The organism is Mycobacterium canetti CIPT 140010059 (assembly GCF_000253375.1).
Classification (GTDB): domain Bacteria; phylum Actinomycetota; class Actinomycetes; order Mycobacteriales; family Mycobacteriaceae; genus Mycobacterium; species Mycobacterium tuberculosis.
In genome coordinates, this window is the sequence record NC_015848.1 from 127,871 (window position 1) to 143,815 (window position 15,945).

The following is a 15,945-nucleotide window of genomic DNA, read 5'->3' on the forward strand; positions in this document are numbered from 1 at the left end:
CAACCGGTGCACGGCACGGTAGCGTGGGTGCAGTTTAATGGCAATCATTTTCAATAAGGTTGGCGATGCGTACTCCGGTGATATTGGTGGCAGGTCAGGATCACACCGACGAGGTGACGGGCGCCTTGTTGCGCCGGACCGGAACGGTGGTCGTGGAGCACCGGTTTGACTGCCATGTGGTGCGACGGATGACTGCCACGCTGAGCCGTGGCGAATTGATCACCACGGAGGACGCTTTGGAGTTAGCCCACGGCTGTGTGTCGTGCACAATCCGCAACGACCTGCTGGTGCTGTTACGCAGACTGCACCGCCGAGACAATGTCGGCCGGATCGTCGTGCACCTGGCGCCGTGGCTGGAGCCCCAGCCCATCTGCTGGGCGATCGACCACGTGCGGGTTTGCGTCGGACACGGATACCCAGACGGACCAGCCGCCCTCGACGTGCGGGTCGCGGCCGTGGTGACCTGTGTGGACTGCGTAAGGTGGCTGCCGCAGTCACTCGGCGAGGACGAACTGCCCGACGGGCGCACGGTGGCCCAAGTGACGGTCGGTCAGGCCGAGTTCGCCGACCTTCTGGTGCTGACCCACCCGGAACCGGTCGCCGTGGCGGTGCTGCGCCGACTGGCCCCTCGAGCGCGAATCACCGGCGGCGTCGACCGCGTCGAGCTGGCGCTGGCGCATCTGGACGACAACTCACGGAGGGGTCGTACCGATACCCCGCACACGCCATTGCTGGCGGGCCTGCCTCCGTTGGCAGCCGACGGTGAGGTTGCGATCGTGGAATTCAGTGCCCGCCGCCCGTTTCACCCGCAACGTCTGCATGCCGCGGTTGACCTGCTGCTCGATGGCGTGGTTCGCACTCGAGGTCGGCTGTGGCTGGCCAACCGGCCGGATCAGGTCATGTGGCTCGAATCAGCCGGTGGCGGTCTGCGGGTCGCATCGGCCGGAAAGTGGTTGGCGGCGATGGCGGCCTCGGAGGTGGCCTATGTCGACCTGGAGCGGCGGTTGTTCGCCGACCTGATGTGGGTCTACCCGTTCGGAGACCGGCACACCGCGATGACGGTACTGGTATGCGGCGCCGATCCGACCGACATCGTCAATGCCCTGAACGCGGCGCTGCTCAGCGACGACGAAATGGCATCTCCGCAACGCTGGCAGTCCTACGTCGACCCTTTCGGCGACTGGCATGACGACCCGTGCCACGAAATGCCCGATGCGGCTGGGGAATTCTCGGCACACCGCAACTCAGGAGAATCTCGATGAAACCCCGGTATCCATCCCGACTACCAGCCCGTGGTACAGACGCCGACACTACGGCTCAGCGCGCGCTGGATGCTACCGAGGGCGTCGATAGGTTCTATCCACCCGCGTCAGAGTCTTCCGCGTCGTCAGGGCGTTCATCAGGTTGCACGACACCGACTGTGCTTGCCAACCACTTCGGTGCCAGCGCTGAGACTGCGGTGGCTCCTGCCGTGGCGCTGAAGACGCCCGTCCAGGCGACCGGTCCCAGCGGGGTACACCCGAAAAAGTGGCTGATAACCGGGGTTTGAATGATGCCGACCAACACCCCGGCGCTGCCCAGTGCGGTGGCAATGACGAGCGGACTGTGCCGGCGCGTCAGCAGTGTCTGCGCTAGCTGGGTCATCACGAGTGCAGTCAAACCCATTGTCGCCGTGCGTCGTTCGGTTCCGGGAGTCCAGCGCCCGATGGCCCAGGCTGCCGTTGCGCCGGCGGCGGTGACGACGCCGCGGTTAACGATCTGACGCAGCAATGGCGCGTCCAGCGAGGGCGTAGGCCCGATCAGCACCGCACGTCGATGTTCGCGCTGCGCTCGCTCGGCCGCGTCATCGGTTGGGTATTCGGCGTCGTCGGGTTCGGCAAACTGCGAGGTGACTGCCACCGCAAGCGCGGGAAACATGTCGGTGAGCAGATTCACCAGCAGCAGTTGACGAGTCCCCACCGGCGCCCGCCCGGCCCCGAACGCCGTCCCGATGACGGTGAACAGAACTTCGCCCACATTGCCGCCGACCAGAATCGTCACCGCGTCACGAACACCGGCCCACATGCTGCGGCCCTCGACCAGCGCGTCGAGCAGCACGCCCAGGTCATCGTCGGTCAGCACGATATCGGCGGCCCCACGGGCGGCAGAGGAACCGCGCCCGCTCACTCCGATGCCCACGTCGGCCATCCGGATGGCCGCGGCGTCGTTGGCGCCGTCGCCGACCATCGCGGTCACTCGCCCGCAGCGCTGCAGCGCCGCCACAATCTGAACCTTTTGTTCCGGGCTGACCCGAGCAAAGACTTGCATGTCGGCGGCGAGTTTGGCATGCGCCTCCTCGTCCAGGACGGCAAGTTCGGCACCGGTCACGACTCGCGCGTCCGCCGGTAGTCCCAGCTGGCGGGCGATCGCCCGGGCGGTGATCGGATGGTCGCCGGTGATCAGCACCACGTTGCGCTCGGCGTCCAGCAAGGCTTCGATCAACGGACGCGAGGAAGGCCGGGCCGTATCCGCCAATCCGACATAGCCGATCAGCTCGAGATCGTGCGCGACGGCGTCGACAGCGTCGGCGTCGGTCTCGTCATCATGGGTGGTCCCGTTGTCCCAGGTGCGCTGCGCGACTGCCAGAACACGCAGGCCCTGCTCGGCGAGGTGGCGTACCACGGATTCGGCATGTTCGTGGTCGACGCCCGGGTCGGCGAGTCGGCAGCGCGGCAGGATCGTCTCCGGAGCGCCCTTGAGCATCAACATCGGTATCCCGTCGGTGCCCACTCTGCCGATCGCGGCGGCGTAGCCGCGACTGGACTCAAACGGTACTTCGGCCAGCACCACCCACTCCGAATCGCCTTGGCTACTAAGCGAACCGGCCAGCGCACTAGCCGCCGCGAGGATCGCCTCATCGGTGGCGTGCGCGTGCCCTTCCCCGTTATGGGGCTGCGTGGACGCGCGCGCGGCGGCCCGCAGCACCTCGGCGGAGGGCGCATCGGTGGTCTGCGGCAACGGATCCCGTTCGGCTGCGGTGCTGCTCGGTAGCGCGCATACCACCCGCAGGCGGTTCTCGGTGAGTGTGCCGGTCTTGTCGAAACATATGGTGTCGACACGGCCCAGCGCCTCGATGGTGCGAGGCGAGCGCACCAGCGCCCCACGTGCCGTCAGGCGCTGGGCGGCGGCAAGCTGGGAGAGGGTGGCCACCAACGGTAGACCCTCCGGGACCGCGGCCACCGCGATGGCGACGCCGTCGGCCACCGCTTGCCGCAGCGACGCCCGGCGCAGCAACGCCAGAGCTGTCACCGCGGCGCCGCCGGCCAACGTCATGGGCAGCACCTTGCTGGTCAGCTCGCGCAGCCGGGCCTGGACTCCGGCCGCCGTTTCGACATCGGCGACCGCCGAGATCGCGCGATGTGCGGCGGTGCCGACTCCGGTGGCTACCACGATCGCGCGGGCGTGTCCGGCGACGATGGTGCTGCCCTCAAACAGCATGCTGGCCCGGTCGGGGTCGTTGACGGCGACGGGGTCCACCTGCTTGTCCACCGGTAGCGACTCGCCGGTAAGAAAGGACTCGTCGACCTCGAGGTCTTCGGCCACCAGCAGGCGCGCATCCGCCGGGACCACCTCCGGCGCGGCCAGGTCGATGACATCGCCGACTCGCAGCGACTTCGCCGACACCGTGGCCGTCCGGGTGGCGTGCCGGGCCGCCTCTAGTCGACGTCGGGTAGTCGCTACCGCCGGCACCACCACCCGGCGCACCAGCTGGTCCTGCTCGGCGAATAGCTCGGCGGCCGCCGCCTCGGCTCGCAATCGTTGTACCCCACCGGTGATCGCGTTGACCGTCATCACGCCCGCTACCAGTAGCGCGTCGATATTGCTGCCGACAATCGCCGATGCTGCGGCGCCCACCGCCAGGATCGGAGTCAGCGGATCGGCCAGTTCATGGCGGGTGGCCACCGCCAGCTGCGCCAAGGTTCGTGCCGGGCCGCGCAGCGGCGCCATCACCGGTTCGTAGGACAGGTCGTCCAGAATGCGCCGCCAGGCCGGGATTCCGGGTTCGACGGCCAAGGGTCGGGAGCCGCCGGCTAGCCGCGAGTAGACGATCTCGGGGTCCAGCGCGTGCCAGGCGGTCAGCGGTTGCGGGGTGGGGTCGGGCATCCGCAGCACCTTGGCGGCCGACCACATTCCGGACACCAAAGCCGTTGCGGCAGCGGCATTGACCGGATTGAGCCAGCGACGGAAGCTGGCTGGGTTGGTGGTTTTGTCCTGCTCACCGGTGACCAACAACAGCCCGGCCAAGGTGGTGCCACCTTGGGCGAGGTGTACCGCGGATTCACTGGCCGCCCGGGCCACCGGAAGCGCTGACAGGATCCGCACCGCCGCGGCCAGATCGGTGCCGGTGATTAGGTCGGCAGTCCATGGTGTTGCCCCGCGGGGATCGTCGAGAGCCACACCGACGTCAGCGATGGCCAACGCGGCCAACGTATCGGTGGATGCGAAGTCCCGGTGCACCGCGGTGATCAGCAATACCGGTCCGCGATCCGCGCGCAACTCACGCACCAACTTCAGCAACGGCGTGCCAGGCGGATGCGTCGAACCGACGCTGGCCGATAGATCTTCGGTGCCCGCGACATGGCGCAAAACCACCCGCGCTCCGGTTCGGTGCGCGGTCTGCAGCAGCGGGATTGCGTATGGGTCGACTTCCCACCCCACGTCGACGCTGCCCACGCATTGGCCATCGACCACCAGGTCGGCATGCTCGAGGCCCTGAGCCGGCGTTGCCGACGGCCCTTGAGCCGGAGCCCATCTCAAGCGGGCACCGGTAGCCGGCAATTCATCGGGGTCGGGTTCGGGTGCCTGCTCGCCATGGAGCAAGGCGTCGGCGACCTCGTAGACGCGGTCGTCGTCCCAGCCGGGTTCGTCTCCCTGTGCATGCAATACGGCGCGGTTGTCACCGCGCAGCGCTGCGCCGTCGATAACGACCACCCGCACCCGATCCAGGCGGCGCAACGCGCCGGGGTCGAGGACTAGTTGCCCGGTGTTGGCGAGCCCGCGACCCAGCACCGCCGCGAACGCCTGTCGGCCCATGTGCGCGGCACGTGGTACTCCGGCCAGGATCGCGCCGGCCGCGTCCTCGGTACCACCGCCGGCCACCAGTGCACTGGCCGCGGCGATCAACGAACCGTTTGCGGCCTGGTTGACGTATTGCTCCACCGGCCCGGCCCTTGACCCTTTGGCGGTGTCGATCGCGGCGTCGATGGATCCGCCGACCACGACGTGCGAAGCCTCGCCTGCCGCCGCAGCCGCCCAACTGTGTCGCGGCTCCTGCGATTTGGCCCCGGCCGACGAGATGATGGGCACCACCGGAGCCTGCGGCCGTCTGGGGGAGGCCAGCGCGGGTTCGCGGTCACGCCATACGCGACGGTGCGCCGCCGCTTCGGAGATTTGCAGGCTGCGTTGCACCAGATCGAGCAGCGGTGTGCCCAGGGACTGGGTTAGCCCGTTGGCCGCCGCCGTCGTAGCGGCGAGCGCAATATCGGTGCCCACTCGACCCAACCGCGACTCCATAAGCGACACCATTCGCGGTTGATGGTTTATCAGAGCGGCCAGGGCTCTGGTGGTTTGCGGTGCGGCGGGCAGTCGGGCGACCCAGCCGGTGACCGTGGCACCCATCGCTACCAGATCCATTGCCGCAGCGGTCAACGGCACCAGGATCGCCAAGGGGTTACCTGGGTCGGCGAATGGTGCCGAGTTCGGCGACGACACCGACCCAGCCAGGAATATGTCGGCAGCCACCGCGGAAACCACATCACGTACCTCGTCCACGGCGATGTCGCTATCCGCATCAGGTTCAAGTTCGACCACCAGCCGACCCAATGAGCCCTCGACGTGGGCCTCGGCCACGCCCGGGATCCTGCGGACTGGCTCCTCCACCATGGCGGCATGCTCGTGCCAGCGAGGGAATGGCAGTAGCGGATCCAGGTCGAAATGCACGCGCCGTCCGCTGCGCCAACGCACCGGCGGTGTCATTCCGTCAGGCGATTCGTTGTGGGAACCGCGTACCCCGATTGCGCGACCAGTCGTTTGCACCACCGACTGCACCACCGGGCCGGTCAGCTCCAGCACCGGGCTGGCCAGCGTCTGCACCGCCGCGGCCGCACTCCCCGGCAAGCGGGCGCCGGCTCGCACTGTCTGTGCTACTCCGTTGGTCACACCACCGAGGACAGTGGCCACACCCGGGATCTTCACTGAGTCACCCTTCAACTACCGATACCGCGCCTAATCCTGATGGCGTATCAGCGCCATGTCTACCGACTTGCGCATACTTCGCCGGGTGAGGTCGCCGGTGAAGGCAGTCCGGACCCCTTTGGTCTGCGAGCGATGAATGCAGACGCCGTGTCGGATCTAGCTTGAGTACGGGCGGGCCCGTGACGCGCCGGTGGCGGGCACGTGAACCCGACCCAAACGATCCCAACGACGCGGCAACGCCTGGCTAACGGCTCACGGATCGAATCAGTGGATGCGGTGGGGTCCGTGAATCAGCCGGCAAGCGGCCAAGCGTTGCATTGTGCGGCCGACATTGGGGGGCCGACGAAATCGGCTCACAAAATGCGGTGGTGGGCCCTGCCGACGTGGTAACCCGCCGGGAAGGACTTCTCGATGACCTGCAGCTGGTGGTTCACTCTCGACTCCAGCTCGAGCACCACGCAGCTGTCACCGACGGTCTTCGACTCAAGGACGATGTACCGCTGACCGCCACCGTTGACATCGGTGATCGGGTCACCGGAGTGCAATGTTTCGACGGGCACCAAATCCGGATTTCCGTTTGACTCCACGCGAAACACAGTAAGGCAATTAAGCCGACTAGGGAACACTCTGCGTGGGTGCGCCACCTCGACGCCGAGGCACCAGCGGGTTGGCCGCGGCGGGCTCGCTCTTGGGTGGTCGCCAGTGATTGTGACCAGCTGCCGGAGCGGGAATGCGTGTTGGACAGCCGAATCCCCGCAATTGGCGCAACGTGCCCCGGAAGCCGCGCTACATTTGGCTCCTAGCCACCAGACAGCTTGCCCGAAAACGGCAGAGGTCCCTGATGTCGCTTTTGATCACATCACCGGCGACGGTGGCTGCGGCGGCAACACATCTGGCGGGTATCGGATCGGCGCTCAGCACAGCCAACGCGGCAGCGGCCGCTCCGACGACGGCGCTATCGGTCGCGGGTGCCGATGAGGTCTCGGTGCTGATCGCAGCGCTATTCGAGGCGTACGCCCAGGAGTATCAGGCGCTGAGTGCCCAGGCACTGGCGTTCCACGACCAGTTCGTGCAGGCGCTCAACATGGGTGCGGTTTGCTATGCGGCCGCAGAGACAGCCAACGCAACTCCGCTGCAGGCTCTGCAGACTGTGCAGCAGAACGTCCTCACCGTGGTCAACGCGCCCACCCAGGCATTGCTAGGTCGACCAATCATCGGCAACGGTGCCAACGGGTTACCGAACACCGGGCAAGACGGTGGGCCCGGCGGGTTGCTGTTCGGCAACGGTGGCAACGGCGGATCCGGCGGGGTGGATCAGGCCGGTGGTAACGGCGGTGCGGCCGGCCTGATCGGTAACGGCGGGTCCGGCGGCGTCGGCGGGCCGGGGATAGCTGGCAGTGCGGGCGGGGCGGGCGGCGCCGGTGGGCTGCTGTTCGGCAACGGCGGGCCCGGCGGGGCCGGTGGGATTGGCACCACCGGTGACGGTGGGCCTGGCGGTGCCGGCGGTAACGCCATCGGTCTGTTTGGCAGCGGAGGTACCGGCGGGATGGGCGGCGTCGGCGGCATGGGCGGTGTCGGCAACGGCGGCAACGCGGGTAACGGCGGCACCGCCGGACTGTTCGGTCACGGCGGGGCCGGCGGTGCCGGGGGCATCGGCAGCGCCGACGGCGGGCTCGGTGGTGGCGGCGGCAATGGCCGGTTCATGGGCAACGGTGGGGTCGGCGGTGCCGGCGGCTACGGCGCTAGCGGAGACGGCGGAAACGCCGGCAACGGCGGCTTGGGCGGCGTGTTCGGCGATGGCGGGGCCGGTGGTACCGGCGGTCTGGGTGACGTTAACGGCGGGCTTGCCGGTATTGGCGGTAACGCCGGGTTCGTCGGCAACGGCGGAGCCGGCGGCAATGGCCAGCTCGGCAGCGGCGCAGTCTCCTCGGCGGGTGGGATGGGCGGCAACGGGGGCTTGGTGTTCGGCAACGGCGGCCCCGGCGGTCTAGGCGGGCCGGGCACGTCGGCCGGCAACGGCGGTATGGGCGGCAACGCTGTCGGACTGTTCGGCCAGGGCGGGGCCGGCGGGGCCGGCGGGTCCGGATTCGGGGCCGGTATTCCAGGTGGCAGGGGCGGTGACGGCGGTAGCGGCGGGCTGATCGGCGACGGCGGCACCGGTGGGGGTGCAGGCGCGGGTGACGCTGCTGCATCGGCCGGTGGTAACGGTGGTAACGCCCGGTTGATCGGGAACGGCGGTGACGGTGGCCCGGGCATGTTCGGCGGGCCCGGCGGAGCTGGCGGCAGCGGCGGCACGATATTCGGCTTCGCCGGAACCCCCGGGCCGAGCTAGGCGTGTTGCATCCCGCCCAACGGCGCAGGCAACAATGGTGCGATGAGTGGCGCCAGCTCATCGGAGTCGCCCACCTGCTATCGCCATCCCGGGCGCCGGACCTACGTCCGCTGCACCCGATGTGATCGGTACATCTGTGGCGAATGTATGCGCGTGGGTCCCGTCGGCCACCAGTGCGCGGAGTGTGTGCGCGAAGGCGCCCGGGCGGTGCGGCAGCCTCGTACCCCATTCGGCGGGCGGCAGCGGTCGGCAACTCCGGTGGTTACATACACGCTGATCTCGCTGAATGCGCTGGTGTTCGTCATGCAAGTGACCGTGATGGGTCTGGAACGGCAGCTCGCTTTGTGGCCACCCGCGGTCGCCAGCGGTCAGACCTACCGGTTGGTGACCTCGGCGTTCCTGCACTACGGGGCGATGCACCTGCTGTTGAACATGTGGGCGCTGTATGTGGTGGGTCCGCCGTTGGAGATGTGGCTGGGCCGGTTGCGGTTCGGCGCGCTGTATGCGGTGAGCGCGCTGGGTGGCTCGGTGTTGGTCTATCTGATCGCACCGCTTAATACGGCGACGGCGGGGGCATCGGGGGCGGTGTTCGGTCTTTTCGGTGCCACGTTCATGGTGGCCAGGCGGCTCCACCTTGATGTTCGTTGGGTCGTCGCGCTCATCGTGATCAACTTGGCTTTCACGTTCCTCGCGCCGGCGATCAGCTGGCAGGGGCACGTCGGCGGGCTGGTAACGGGTGCGCTGGTGGCAGCGACCTACGTCTACGCGCCCAGGGAACGTCGGAACTTGATCCAGGCCACAGTGACGATCACCGTTTTGGTTGCGTTCGTCGTGCTGATCGGCTGGCGCACAGTCGATTTGCTCGCACTGTTCGGTGGGCGCCTCAACCTGAGCTGAACACATCAAAACCGATAGCCGCTTGTCTTCGCGTGTCTTCGGGGAATCCGACGCGGTCACATCTAAACTTGCCACGATCAAGAGGAGGGGCAGCGACGTATCGGCAGCAAGCACTGCGCCGGACGACGAAGTGGTCAGGGCGCGCTAACAGCGAGAGCTGAGCCGGGCGGGATTCACTCCGTGCCGGCACGTTCTGTTCCCCGGCCCCGTTGGGTGGCCCCGGTGCGCCGGGTCGGTCGGCTGGCCGTATGGGATCGGCCGGAGCGGCGCAGCGGAATTCCAGCGTTAGATGGCCTTCGTGCGATAGCGGTCGCGCTGGTACTCGCCAGCCATGGCGGCATCCCCGGTATGGGCGGCGGGTTCATCGGCGTCGACGCCTTCTTCGTCTTGAGCGGATTTCTCATCACCTCGCTGCTGCTCGACGAGCTGGGGCGCACCGGTCGTATCGATCTGAGCGGGTTCTGGATTCGCCGTGCGCGGCGGCTGCTGCCGGCGCTGGTGCTGATGGTTCTCACCGTGAGCGCCGCACGCGCACTATTTCCTGACCAAGCTCTCACCGGGCTACGGAGCGATGCGATCGCCGCGTTCCTATGGACGGCGAATTGGCGGTTTGTGGCCCAAAATACCGATTACTTCACCCAGGGCGCTCCACCCTCGCCCCTACAGCACACCTGGTCGTTGGGGGTGGAGGAGCAGTATTACGTTGTCTGGCCACTGTTGCTGATCGGGGCGACGCTACTGTTGGCGGCCCGGGCGAGGCGCCGTTGCAGACGGGCCACGGTGGGCGGGGTTCGGTTCGCCGCGTTCCTGATTGCCAGTCTCGGCACGATGGCTTCCGCCACCGCCGCGGTCGCATTTACCTCGGCGGCCACCCGCGACCGGATTTACTTCGGCACCGATACCCGTGCGCAGGCGTTGCTGATCGGCTCCGCGGCAGCGGCTCTGCTGGTGCGGGATTGGCCATCGCTGAACCGCGGGTGGTGCCTGATCCGGACTCGCTGGGGACGGCGGATTGCCCGTCTGTTGCCGTTCGTCGGGCTGGCTGGGCTGGCGGTGACGACTCACGTCGCAACGGGCAGTGTGGGCGAGTTCCGCCATGGTCTGCTGATCGTGGTGGCAGGTGCGGCCGTCATCGTGGTTGCCTCGGTAGCCATGGAGCAGCGCGGAGCGGTGGCCCGCATCCTGGCCTGGCGACCGTTGGTGTGGCTGGGCACCATATCGTATGGCGTCTATCTGTGGCACTGGCCAATCTTTCTGGCGCTCAACGGCCAACGCACGGGCTGGTCGGGCCCGGCCCTGTTTGCCGCTAGGTGTGCAGCCACGGTGGTGCTGGCCGGTGCGTCGTGGTGGCTGATCGAGCAACCTATTCGGCGCTGGCGACCGGCACGGGTTCCGCTGTTGCCGCTGGCAGCGGCGACCGTTGCCAGCGCTGCCGCCGTGACGATGCTCGTTGTTCCGGTCGGAGCCGGACCGGGGCTACGCGAGATCGGCCTTCCGCCCGGCGTTTCGGCGGTCGCCGCGGTCTCGCCGTCGCCGCCGGAAGCGAGTCAGCCCGCGCCCGGGCCACGAGATCCCAACCGGCCGTTCACCGTTTCGGTATTCGGTGATTCGATCGGGTGGACTTTGATGCATTACCTGCCGCCGACTCCCGGATTCCGGTTCATCGACCACACCGTCATCGGCTGCAGCCTGGTACGCGGCACACCGTATCGGTACATCGGTCAAACCCTGGAGCAGAGGGCGGAATGCGACGGCTGGCCGGCCAGATGGTCGGCGCAGGTCAACCGGGACCAACCGGACGTTGCGTTGCTGATCGTCGGCCGCTGGGAGACGGTAGACCGGGTCAATGAGGGGCGGTGGACACATATCGGCGACCCGACCTTCGATGCGTACCTCAACGCCGAGCTACAGCGAGCGCTCAGCATCGTTGGATCCACCGGGGTTCGAGTGATGGTCACCACCGTGCCCTACAGCCGCGGCGGCGAAAAGCCGGACGGCCGCTTGTATCCGGAGGATCAACCCGAGCGTGTGAACAAATGGAACGCCATGTTACATAACGCCATTAGCCAACACTCGAACGTCGGAATGATCGACCTCAACAAAAAGCTTTGTCCAGACGGCGTTTACACGGCCAAGGTCGACGGCATCAAGGTCCGCAGTGATGGTGTTCATCTCACCCAGGAAGGCGTGAAGTGGCTGATACCGTGGCTTGAGGATTCGGTGCGGGTCGCCAGTTAATCCGCCGTGTGCTCCGGATGAGCGCGACGGTAACCCTGGAATTGTGCTGTGTGCTGGCTGTGTCGTTGTGATGAGCCTGTCTAAGTGGTGCGTAACCGTTTGACGAGCCGCGGCCTCGCTGCAAACATTGAAGCCCGCACGTCTGGGTTTGTATTTACACAACGAGGGCGCTCCCCGATCTGGCGCGCGCAACGAGGTGCGCACTATCCATTCGAGGTGAACTGGACTCCTTGATGCTCAGGCCGGTGCGGTTTGTCGAGAAAGGCGAATAGGAACAGTCCATGAAAGTGTGGATCACTGGGGCTGGCGGAATGATGGGGTCACATCTCGCCGAAATGTTGCTGGCCGCCGGACACGATGTGTACGCTACCTACTGCAGGCCGACCATCGATCCGTCGGACCTGCAATTCAACGGAGCAGAAGTCGATATCACCGACTGGTGCTCGGTCTACGATTCGATAGCGACATTCCGCCCCGACGCGGTATTTCATCTCGCGGCCCAAAGCTATCCGGCGGTTTCGTGGGCCCGGCCGGTTGAGACGCTGACCACCAACATGGTTGGCACCGCCATCGTTTTCGAAGCACTACGTCGCGTGCGACCGCACGCAAAGATTATTGTTGCGGGCTCGTCGGCCGAATATGGATTTGTTGACCCATCCGAGGTTCCGATTAATGAGCGGCGAGAACTTCGCCCGCTCCATCCGTATGGTGTTTCTAAGGCGGCCACCGACATGCTGGCGTATCAATATCACAAGTCTTACGGCATGCACACCGTCGTCGCTCGTATCTTCAATTGCACCGGGCCACGCAAAGTCGGAGATGCACTTTCCGATTTCGTCCGCCGTTGTACATGGTTGGAGCACCATCCGGAACAAAGTGCCATCCGGGTGGGAAATCTTAAGACGAAACGGACTATCGTGGACGTCCGCGATCTCAATCGGGCGTTGATGCTGATGATGGATAAAGGCGAGGCCGGGGCTGACTACAATGTGGGAGGTTCGATCGCCTACGAGATGGGCGACGTTCTCAAACAAGTAATCGCGGCTTGTAAACGTGACGATATCGTGCCGGAAGTCGACCCCGCCCTTCTTCGGCCCACCGACGAAAAGATCATCTACGGAGATTGCAGCAAGCTGGCGGCCATAACAGGCTGGCAACAAGAAATCTGTTTGACTCAGACGATTGCCGACATGTTCGATTATTGGCGTAGCAAATCCGAGTCCGCCCTGATGGTGTGAACGAATGTCTTTGTCCTGCCAACCTGAGGAGCAGATAAGATTGACCGTAACGGACTCTCAGTATCGACAAAAGGTGTGCACCGCGAGAACTGCTGAGGAGATCTTTGTAGAGACAATCGCTGTCAAGACACGCATCCTCAATGACCGGGTCTTGCTGGAAGCCGCTCGCGCAATTGGGGACCGCTTGATTGCCGGCTATCGTGCGGGAGCACGCGTCTTCATGTGTGGCAACGGTGGTAGCGCTGCGGATGCGCAACATTTTGCCGCGGAGCTAACGGGTCACCTGATCTTTGATCGGCCACCGCTTGGCGCCGAGGCACTCCACGCCAATTCGTCGCACCTAACAGCGGTGGCCAACGACTATGACTACGACACCGTTTTTGCCAGGGCCCTCGAAGGATCTGCGCGTCCCGGCGACACGCTTTTTGCGATAAGTACCTCCGGCAATTCTATGAGTGTACTGCGGGCCGCGAAAACCGCAAGGGAGTTGGGTGTGACGGTTGTTGCAATGACGGGCGAATCCGGCGGCCAGCTGGCAGAATTCGCAGATTTCTTGATCAACGTCCCGTCACGCGACACCGGGCGAATCCAGGAATCTCACATCGTTTTTATTCATGCGATCTCCGAACATGTCGAACACGCGCTTTTCGCGCCTCGCCAATAGGAAAGCCGATCCTTACGCGGCCATTCGAAAGATGGTCGCGGAACGTGCGGGACACCAATGGTGTCTCTTCCTCGATAGAGACGGGGTCATCAATCGACAAGTGGTCGGCGACTACGTACGGAACTGGCGGCAGTTTGAATGGTTGCCCGGGGCGGCGCGGGCGTTGAAGAAGCTACGGGCATGGGCTCCGTACATCGTTGTCGTGACAAACCAGCAGGGCGTGGGTGCCGGATTGATGAGCGCCGTCGACGTGATGGTGATACATCGGCACCTCCAAATGCAGCTTGCATCCGATGGCGTGCTGATAGATGGATTTCAGGTTTGCCCGCACCACCGTTCGCAGCGGTGTGGCTGCCGTAAGCCGAGACCGGGTCTGGTCCTCGACTGGCTCGGACGACACCCCGACAGTGAGCCGTTGCTGAGCATCGTGGTTGGGGACAGCCTCAGCGATCTTGAATTGGCACACAACGTCGCCGCTGCTGCCGGTGCATGTGCCAGTGTCCAGATAGGGGGCGCCAGTTCTGGCGGTGTCGCTGACGCGTCATTTGACTCGCTCTGGGAGTTCGCTGTCGCAGTCGGACATGCGCGGGGGGAGCGGGGCTAATGGCGATCTTGCGCGGGCGAGCGCCGTTGCGGCTCGGACTCGGCGGTGGCGGGACAGACGTGGAACCGTACTCGAGCCAGTTTGGCGGACGAATTCTTAGCGTAACCATCGACAAATACGCCTACGCGTTCGCGGAGCGCGGAACAGGAGATGAGATCGCCTTTCGCTCGCCGGACCGCGACCGAGCCGGCCAGGCCTCGATCGACGATCTGGCGTCTCTCGAAGAAGACTTTCCGTTGCACGTCGCCGTCTACCGGCGGGTGATTGCGGAGTTCAACGGTGGTACACCGTTTCCGCTCCAGCTGGCGACGCAGGTGGACGCTCCTCCCGGGTCGGGGCTGGGCTCGTCGTCTGCTTTGGTGGTGGCGATGCTTCTCACGACATGTGCGCTCATCGGCTCGTCGCCGGGCCCATACGAGCTGGCGCGACTGGCCTGGGAAATCGAACGGGTTGATCTCGGCATGGCCGGTGGTTGGCAAGACCACTACGCCGCGGCTTTCGGCGGCTTCAACTTCATGGAGTCCCGCCCAAACGGAGAAGTCGTGGTGAATCCGCTTCGGATACGGCGGGAGGTGATCGCCGAACTGGAAGCTTCCCTTCTTCTGTACTTCGGCGGCGTCTCCAGGCTGTCGTCGGAAGTCATCGCCGATCAACAACGCAATGTCGTCGAGCGAGACGCGGACGCGCTTGCGGCCACTCACTCGATCTGCGCCGAGGCACTCGAAATGAAGGATCTTCTCGTGGTGGGTGACATACCCGGCTTCGCCGATTCACTGCTTCGCGGCTGGCAAGCGAAAAAGCGGACGTCAACCCGAATCTCGAACCCCGCAATCGAGCACGCTTACCAGGTCGCGCAGTCCAGCGGCATGGTCGCCGGGAAAGTCTCGGGTGCCGGTGGGGGTGGCTTCCTCATGATGATCGTGGACCCGCGTCGCCGTATCGAAGTCGCACGCAGCCTCGAACGAGAGTGCGGAGGATCGGTGGCTCCTTGCCTGTTTACCAAAGGCGGAGCGGTGACCTGGCATATCCCAGAGTCCACGGCACCCCGTAAGGCGTGGAGTTGCTGATGCCGTGGCTTCAGCGCTCGGAAACGCTGGAATCTTGCTGTGTGCTGGCTGTGTCCTTGCGACGAGCCACTCGACTTGGCGCGTACCGGTTTGACGATCGGGGAGCCCAGTGCAAGCATGAGACCCCGCAAGCACCGGGCGCTGACGCCTCTTCGTGAGGTGACTGAGACGACACCCCCGTGTGTCCTGGCCGTGAGGAGGTGAGGGCGAGATGAGTCCGAGCGACAGTCCCGATCCGACATTCGTCTTGTCCCGATCTGGCTCCGGCATTCTTTCTGCCTTCTGAGCTTTCGCGAGTTACTGCGCATGTCCGATGTGGCGCAGTTGTGGCGTTCTGAATGACGCACGCTGATCGGGCTTCCTGCAGGAGAAGAACATGACCACGATGATCATGACTTTTGTTGTTCCACAACGTGTTACCCGTGCGACGAAAGGGCGGGCACGGTCGCTGCTGCGGGTGAGTCGGCGTCTGACGGACACGTTTCGCGCACCGCTCGCCTGGACCCCGCAGGAGCGGGCCGACCGGTATGTGGCACGTATGCCGATCGCGGTGATTGCGGACTGAGCGGGCGTCGGCGCGTGGCGCGGTTACCCGTTGGACCGGCGCTAGCCCAACCCGCGCGCGCGTGTTGGTACACCGACACGCTGTCTGGGCCCTACAACTGCGCACG

General features: G+C 65.5%; 10 protein-coding genes and 1 pseudogene. 9 read left to right on the forward strand and 2 right to left on the reverse strand.

Features of this window, described 5'->3' with window-relative positions; genetic code table 11:
• The first annotated feature begins 65 nt into the window (after positions 1-65).
• Positions 66-1,262, forward strand: a complete 1,197-nt coding sequence (gene mrf, locus MCAN_RS00590; protein ID WP_014000045.1) for a ribosome hibernation factor-recruiting GTPase MRF — start codon at positions 66-68, stop codon at positions 1,260-1,262.
• Positions 1,263-1,356: 94 nt separating this feature from the next.
• Here mrf and MCAN_RS00595 read toward each other — a convergent pair whose 3' ends face one another.
• Positions 1,357-6,234, reverse strand: a complete 4,878-nt coding sequence (locus MCAN_RS00595; RefSeq protein WP_003905234.1) for a cation-translocating P-type ATPase — start codon at positions 6,232-6,234, stop codon at positions 1,357-1,359.
• A gap of 353 nt (positions 6,235-6,587) precedes the next feature.
• Positions 6,588-6,821: a hypothetical protein gene (locus MCAN_RS00600; RefSeq protein ID WP_003899816.1), complete on the reverse strand. Its 234-nt coding sequence runs from the start codon at positions 6,819-6,821 to the stop codon at positions 6,588-6,590.
• 254 nt (positions 6,822-7,075) lie between these two features.
• Between MCAN_RS00600 and MCAN_RS00605 the strand changes: the two genes are divergently transcribed.
• From MCAN_RS00605 to MCAN_RS00640, 8 genes and pseudogenes are all read left to right on the forward strand, one after another.
• Complete coding sequence (locus MCAN_RS00605) at positions 7,076-8,566, forward strand: PE family protein (RefSeq protein WP_003909149.1); 1,491 nt, start codon at positions 7,076-7,078, stop codon at positions 8,564-8,566.
• Positions 8,567-8,608: 42 nt separating this feature from the next.
• Entirely contained in the window at positions 8,609-9,463 is an 855-nt protein-coding gene (locus tag MCAN_RS00610) for a rhomboid family intramembrane serine protease (protein WP_003899818.1), read from the forward strand.
• 180 nt (positions 9,464-9,643) lie between these two features.
• Positions 9,644-11,701, forward strand: a complete 2,058-nt coding sequence (locus tag MCAN_RS00615; RefSeq protein ID WP_003900811.1) for an acyltransferase family protein — start codon at positions 9,644-9,646, stop codon at positions 11,699-11,701.
• A 281-nt stretch (positions 11,702-11,982) separates the two neighbouring features.
• Entirely contained in the window at positions 11,983-12,939 is a 957-nt protein-coding gene (locus MCAN_RS00620) for a GDP-mannose 4,6-dehydratase (RefSeq protein ID WP_014000046.1), read from the forward strand.
• Positions 12,940-13,012: 73 nt separating this feature from the next.
• Positions 13,013-13,603, forward strand: coding sequence for a D-sedoheptulose 7-phosphate isomerase (locus MCAN_RS00625; RefSeq protein ID WP_003400839.1), 591 nt, complete (start codon positions 13,013-13,015; stop codon positions 13,601-13,603).
• A gap of 31 nt (positions 13,604-13,634) precedes the next feature.
• Complete coding sequence (gmhB, locus tag MCAN_RS00630; protein ID WP_003400840.1) at positions 13,635-14,207, forward strand: D-glycero-alpha-D-manno-heptose-1,7-bisphosphate 7-phosphatase; 573 nt, start codon at positions 13,635-13,637, stop codon at positions 14,205-14,207.
• A pseudogene (locus tag MCAN_RS00635) lies at positions 14,207-15,368 on the forward strand (D-alpha-D-heptose-7-phosphate kinase HddA). The gene gmhB and the pseudogene MCAN_RS00635 overlap by 1 nt, the downstream one beginning before the upstream one ends.
• Positions 15,369-15,650: 282 nt before the next feature.
• Complete coding sequence (locus MCAN_RS00640) at positions 15,651-15,839, forward strand: hypothetical protein (RefSeq protein WP_003400850.1); 189 nt, start codon at positions 15,651-15,653, stop codon at positions 15,837-15,839.
• Positions 15,840-15,945 lie beyond the last annotated feature (106 nt).

Excerpts from the sequence above, each read along its gene's own strand:
- mrf (WP_014000045.1), top strand. The coding sequence starts at position 66 with ATGCGTACTCCGGTGATATTGGTGGCAGGTCAGGATCACACCGACGAG.
- MCAN_RS00605 (WP_003909149.1), top strand. The coding sequence starts at position 7,076 with ATGTCGCTTTTGATCACATCACCGGCGACGGTGGCTGCGGCGGCAACA.
- MCAN_RS00610 (WP_003899818.1), top strand. The coding sequence starts at position 8,609 with ATGAGTGGCGCCAGCTCATCGGAGTCGCCCACCTGCTATCGCCATCCC.
- MCAN_RS00620 (WP_014000046.1), top strand. The coding sequence starts at position 11,983 with ATGAAAGTGTGGATCACTGGGGCTGGCGGAATGATGGGGTCACATCTC.
- gmhB (WP_003400840.1), top strand. The coding sequence starts at position 13,635 with ATGGTCGCGGAACGTGCGGGACACCAATGGTGTCTCTTCCTCGATAGA.
- MCAN_RS00640 (WP_003400850.1), top strand. The coding sequence starts at position 15,651 with ATGACCACGATGATCATGACTTTTGTTGTTCCACAACGTGTTACCCGT.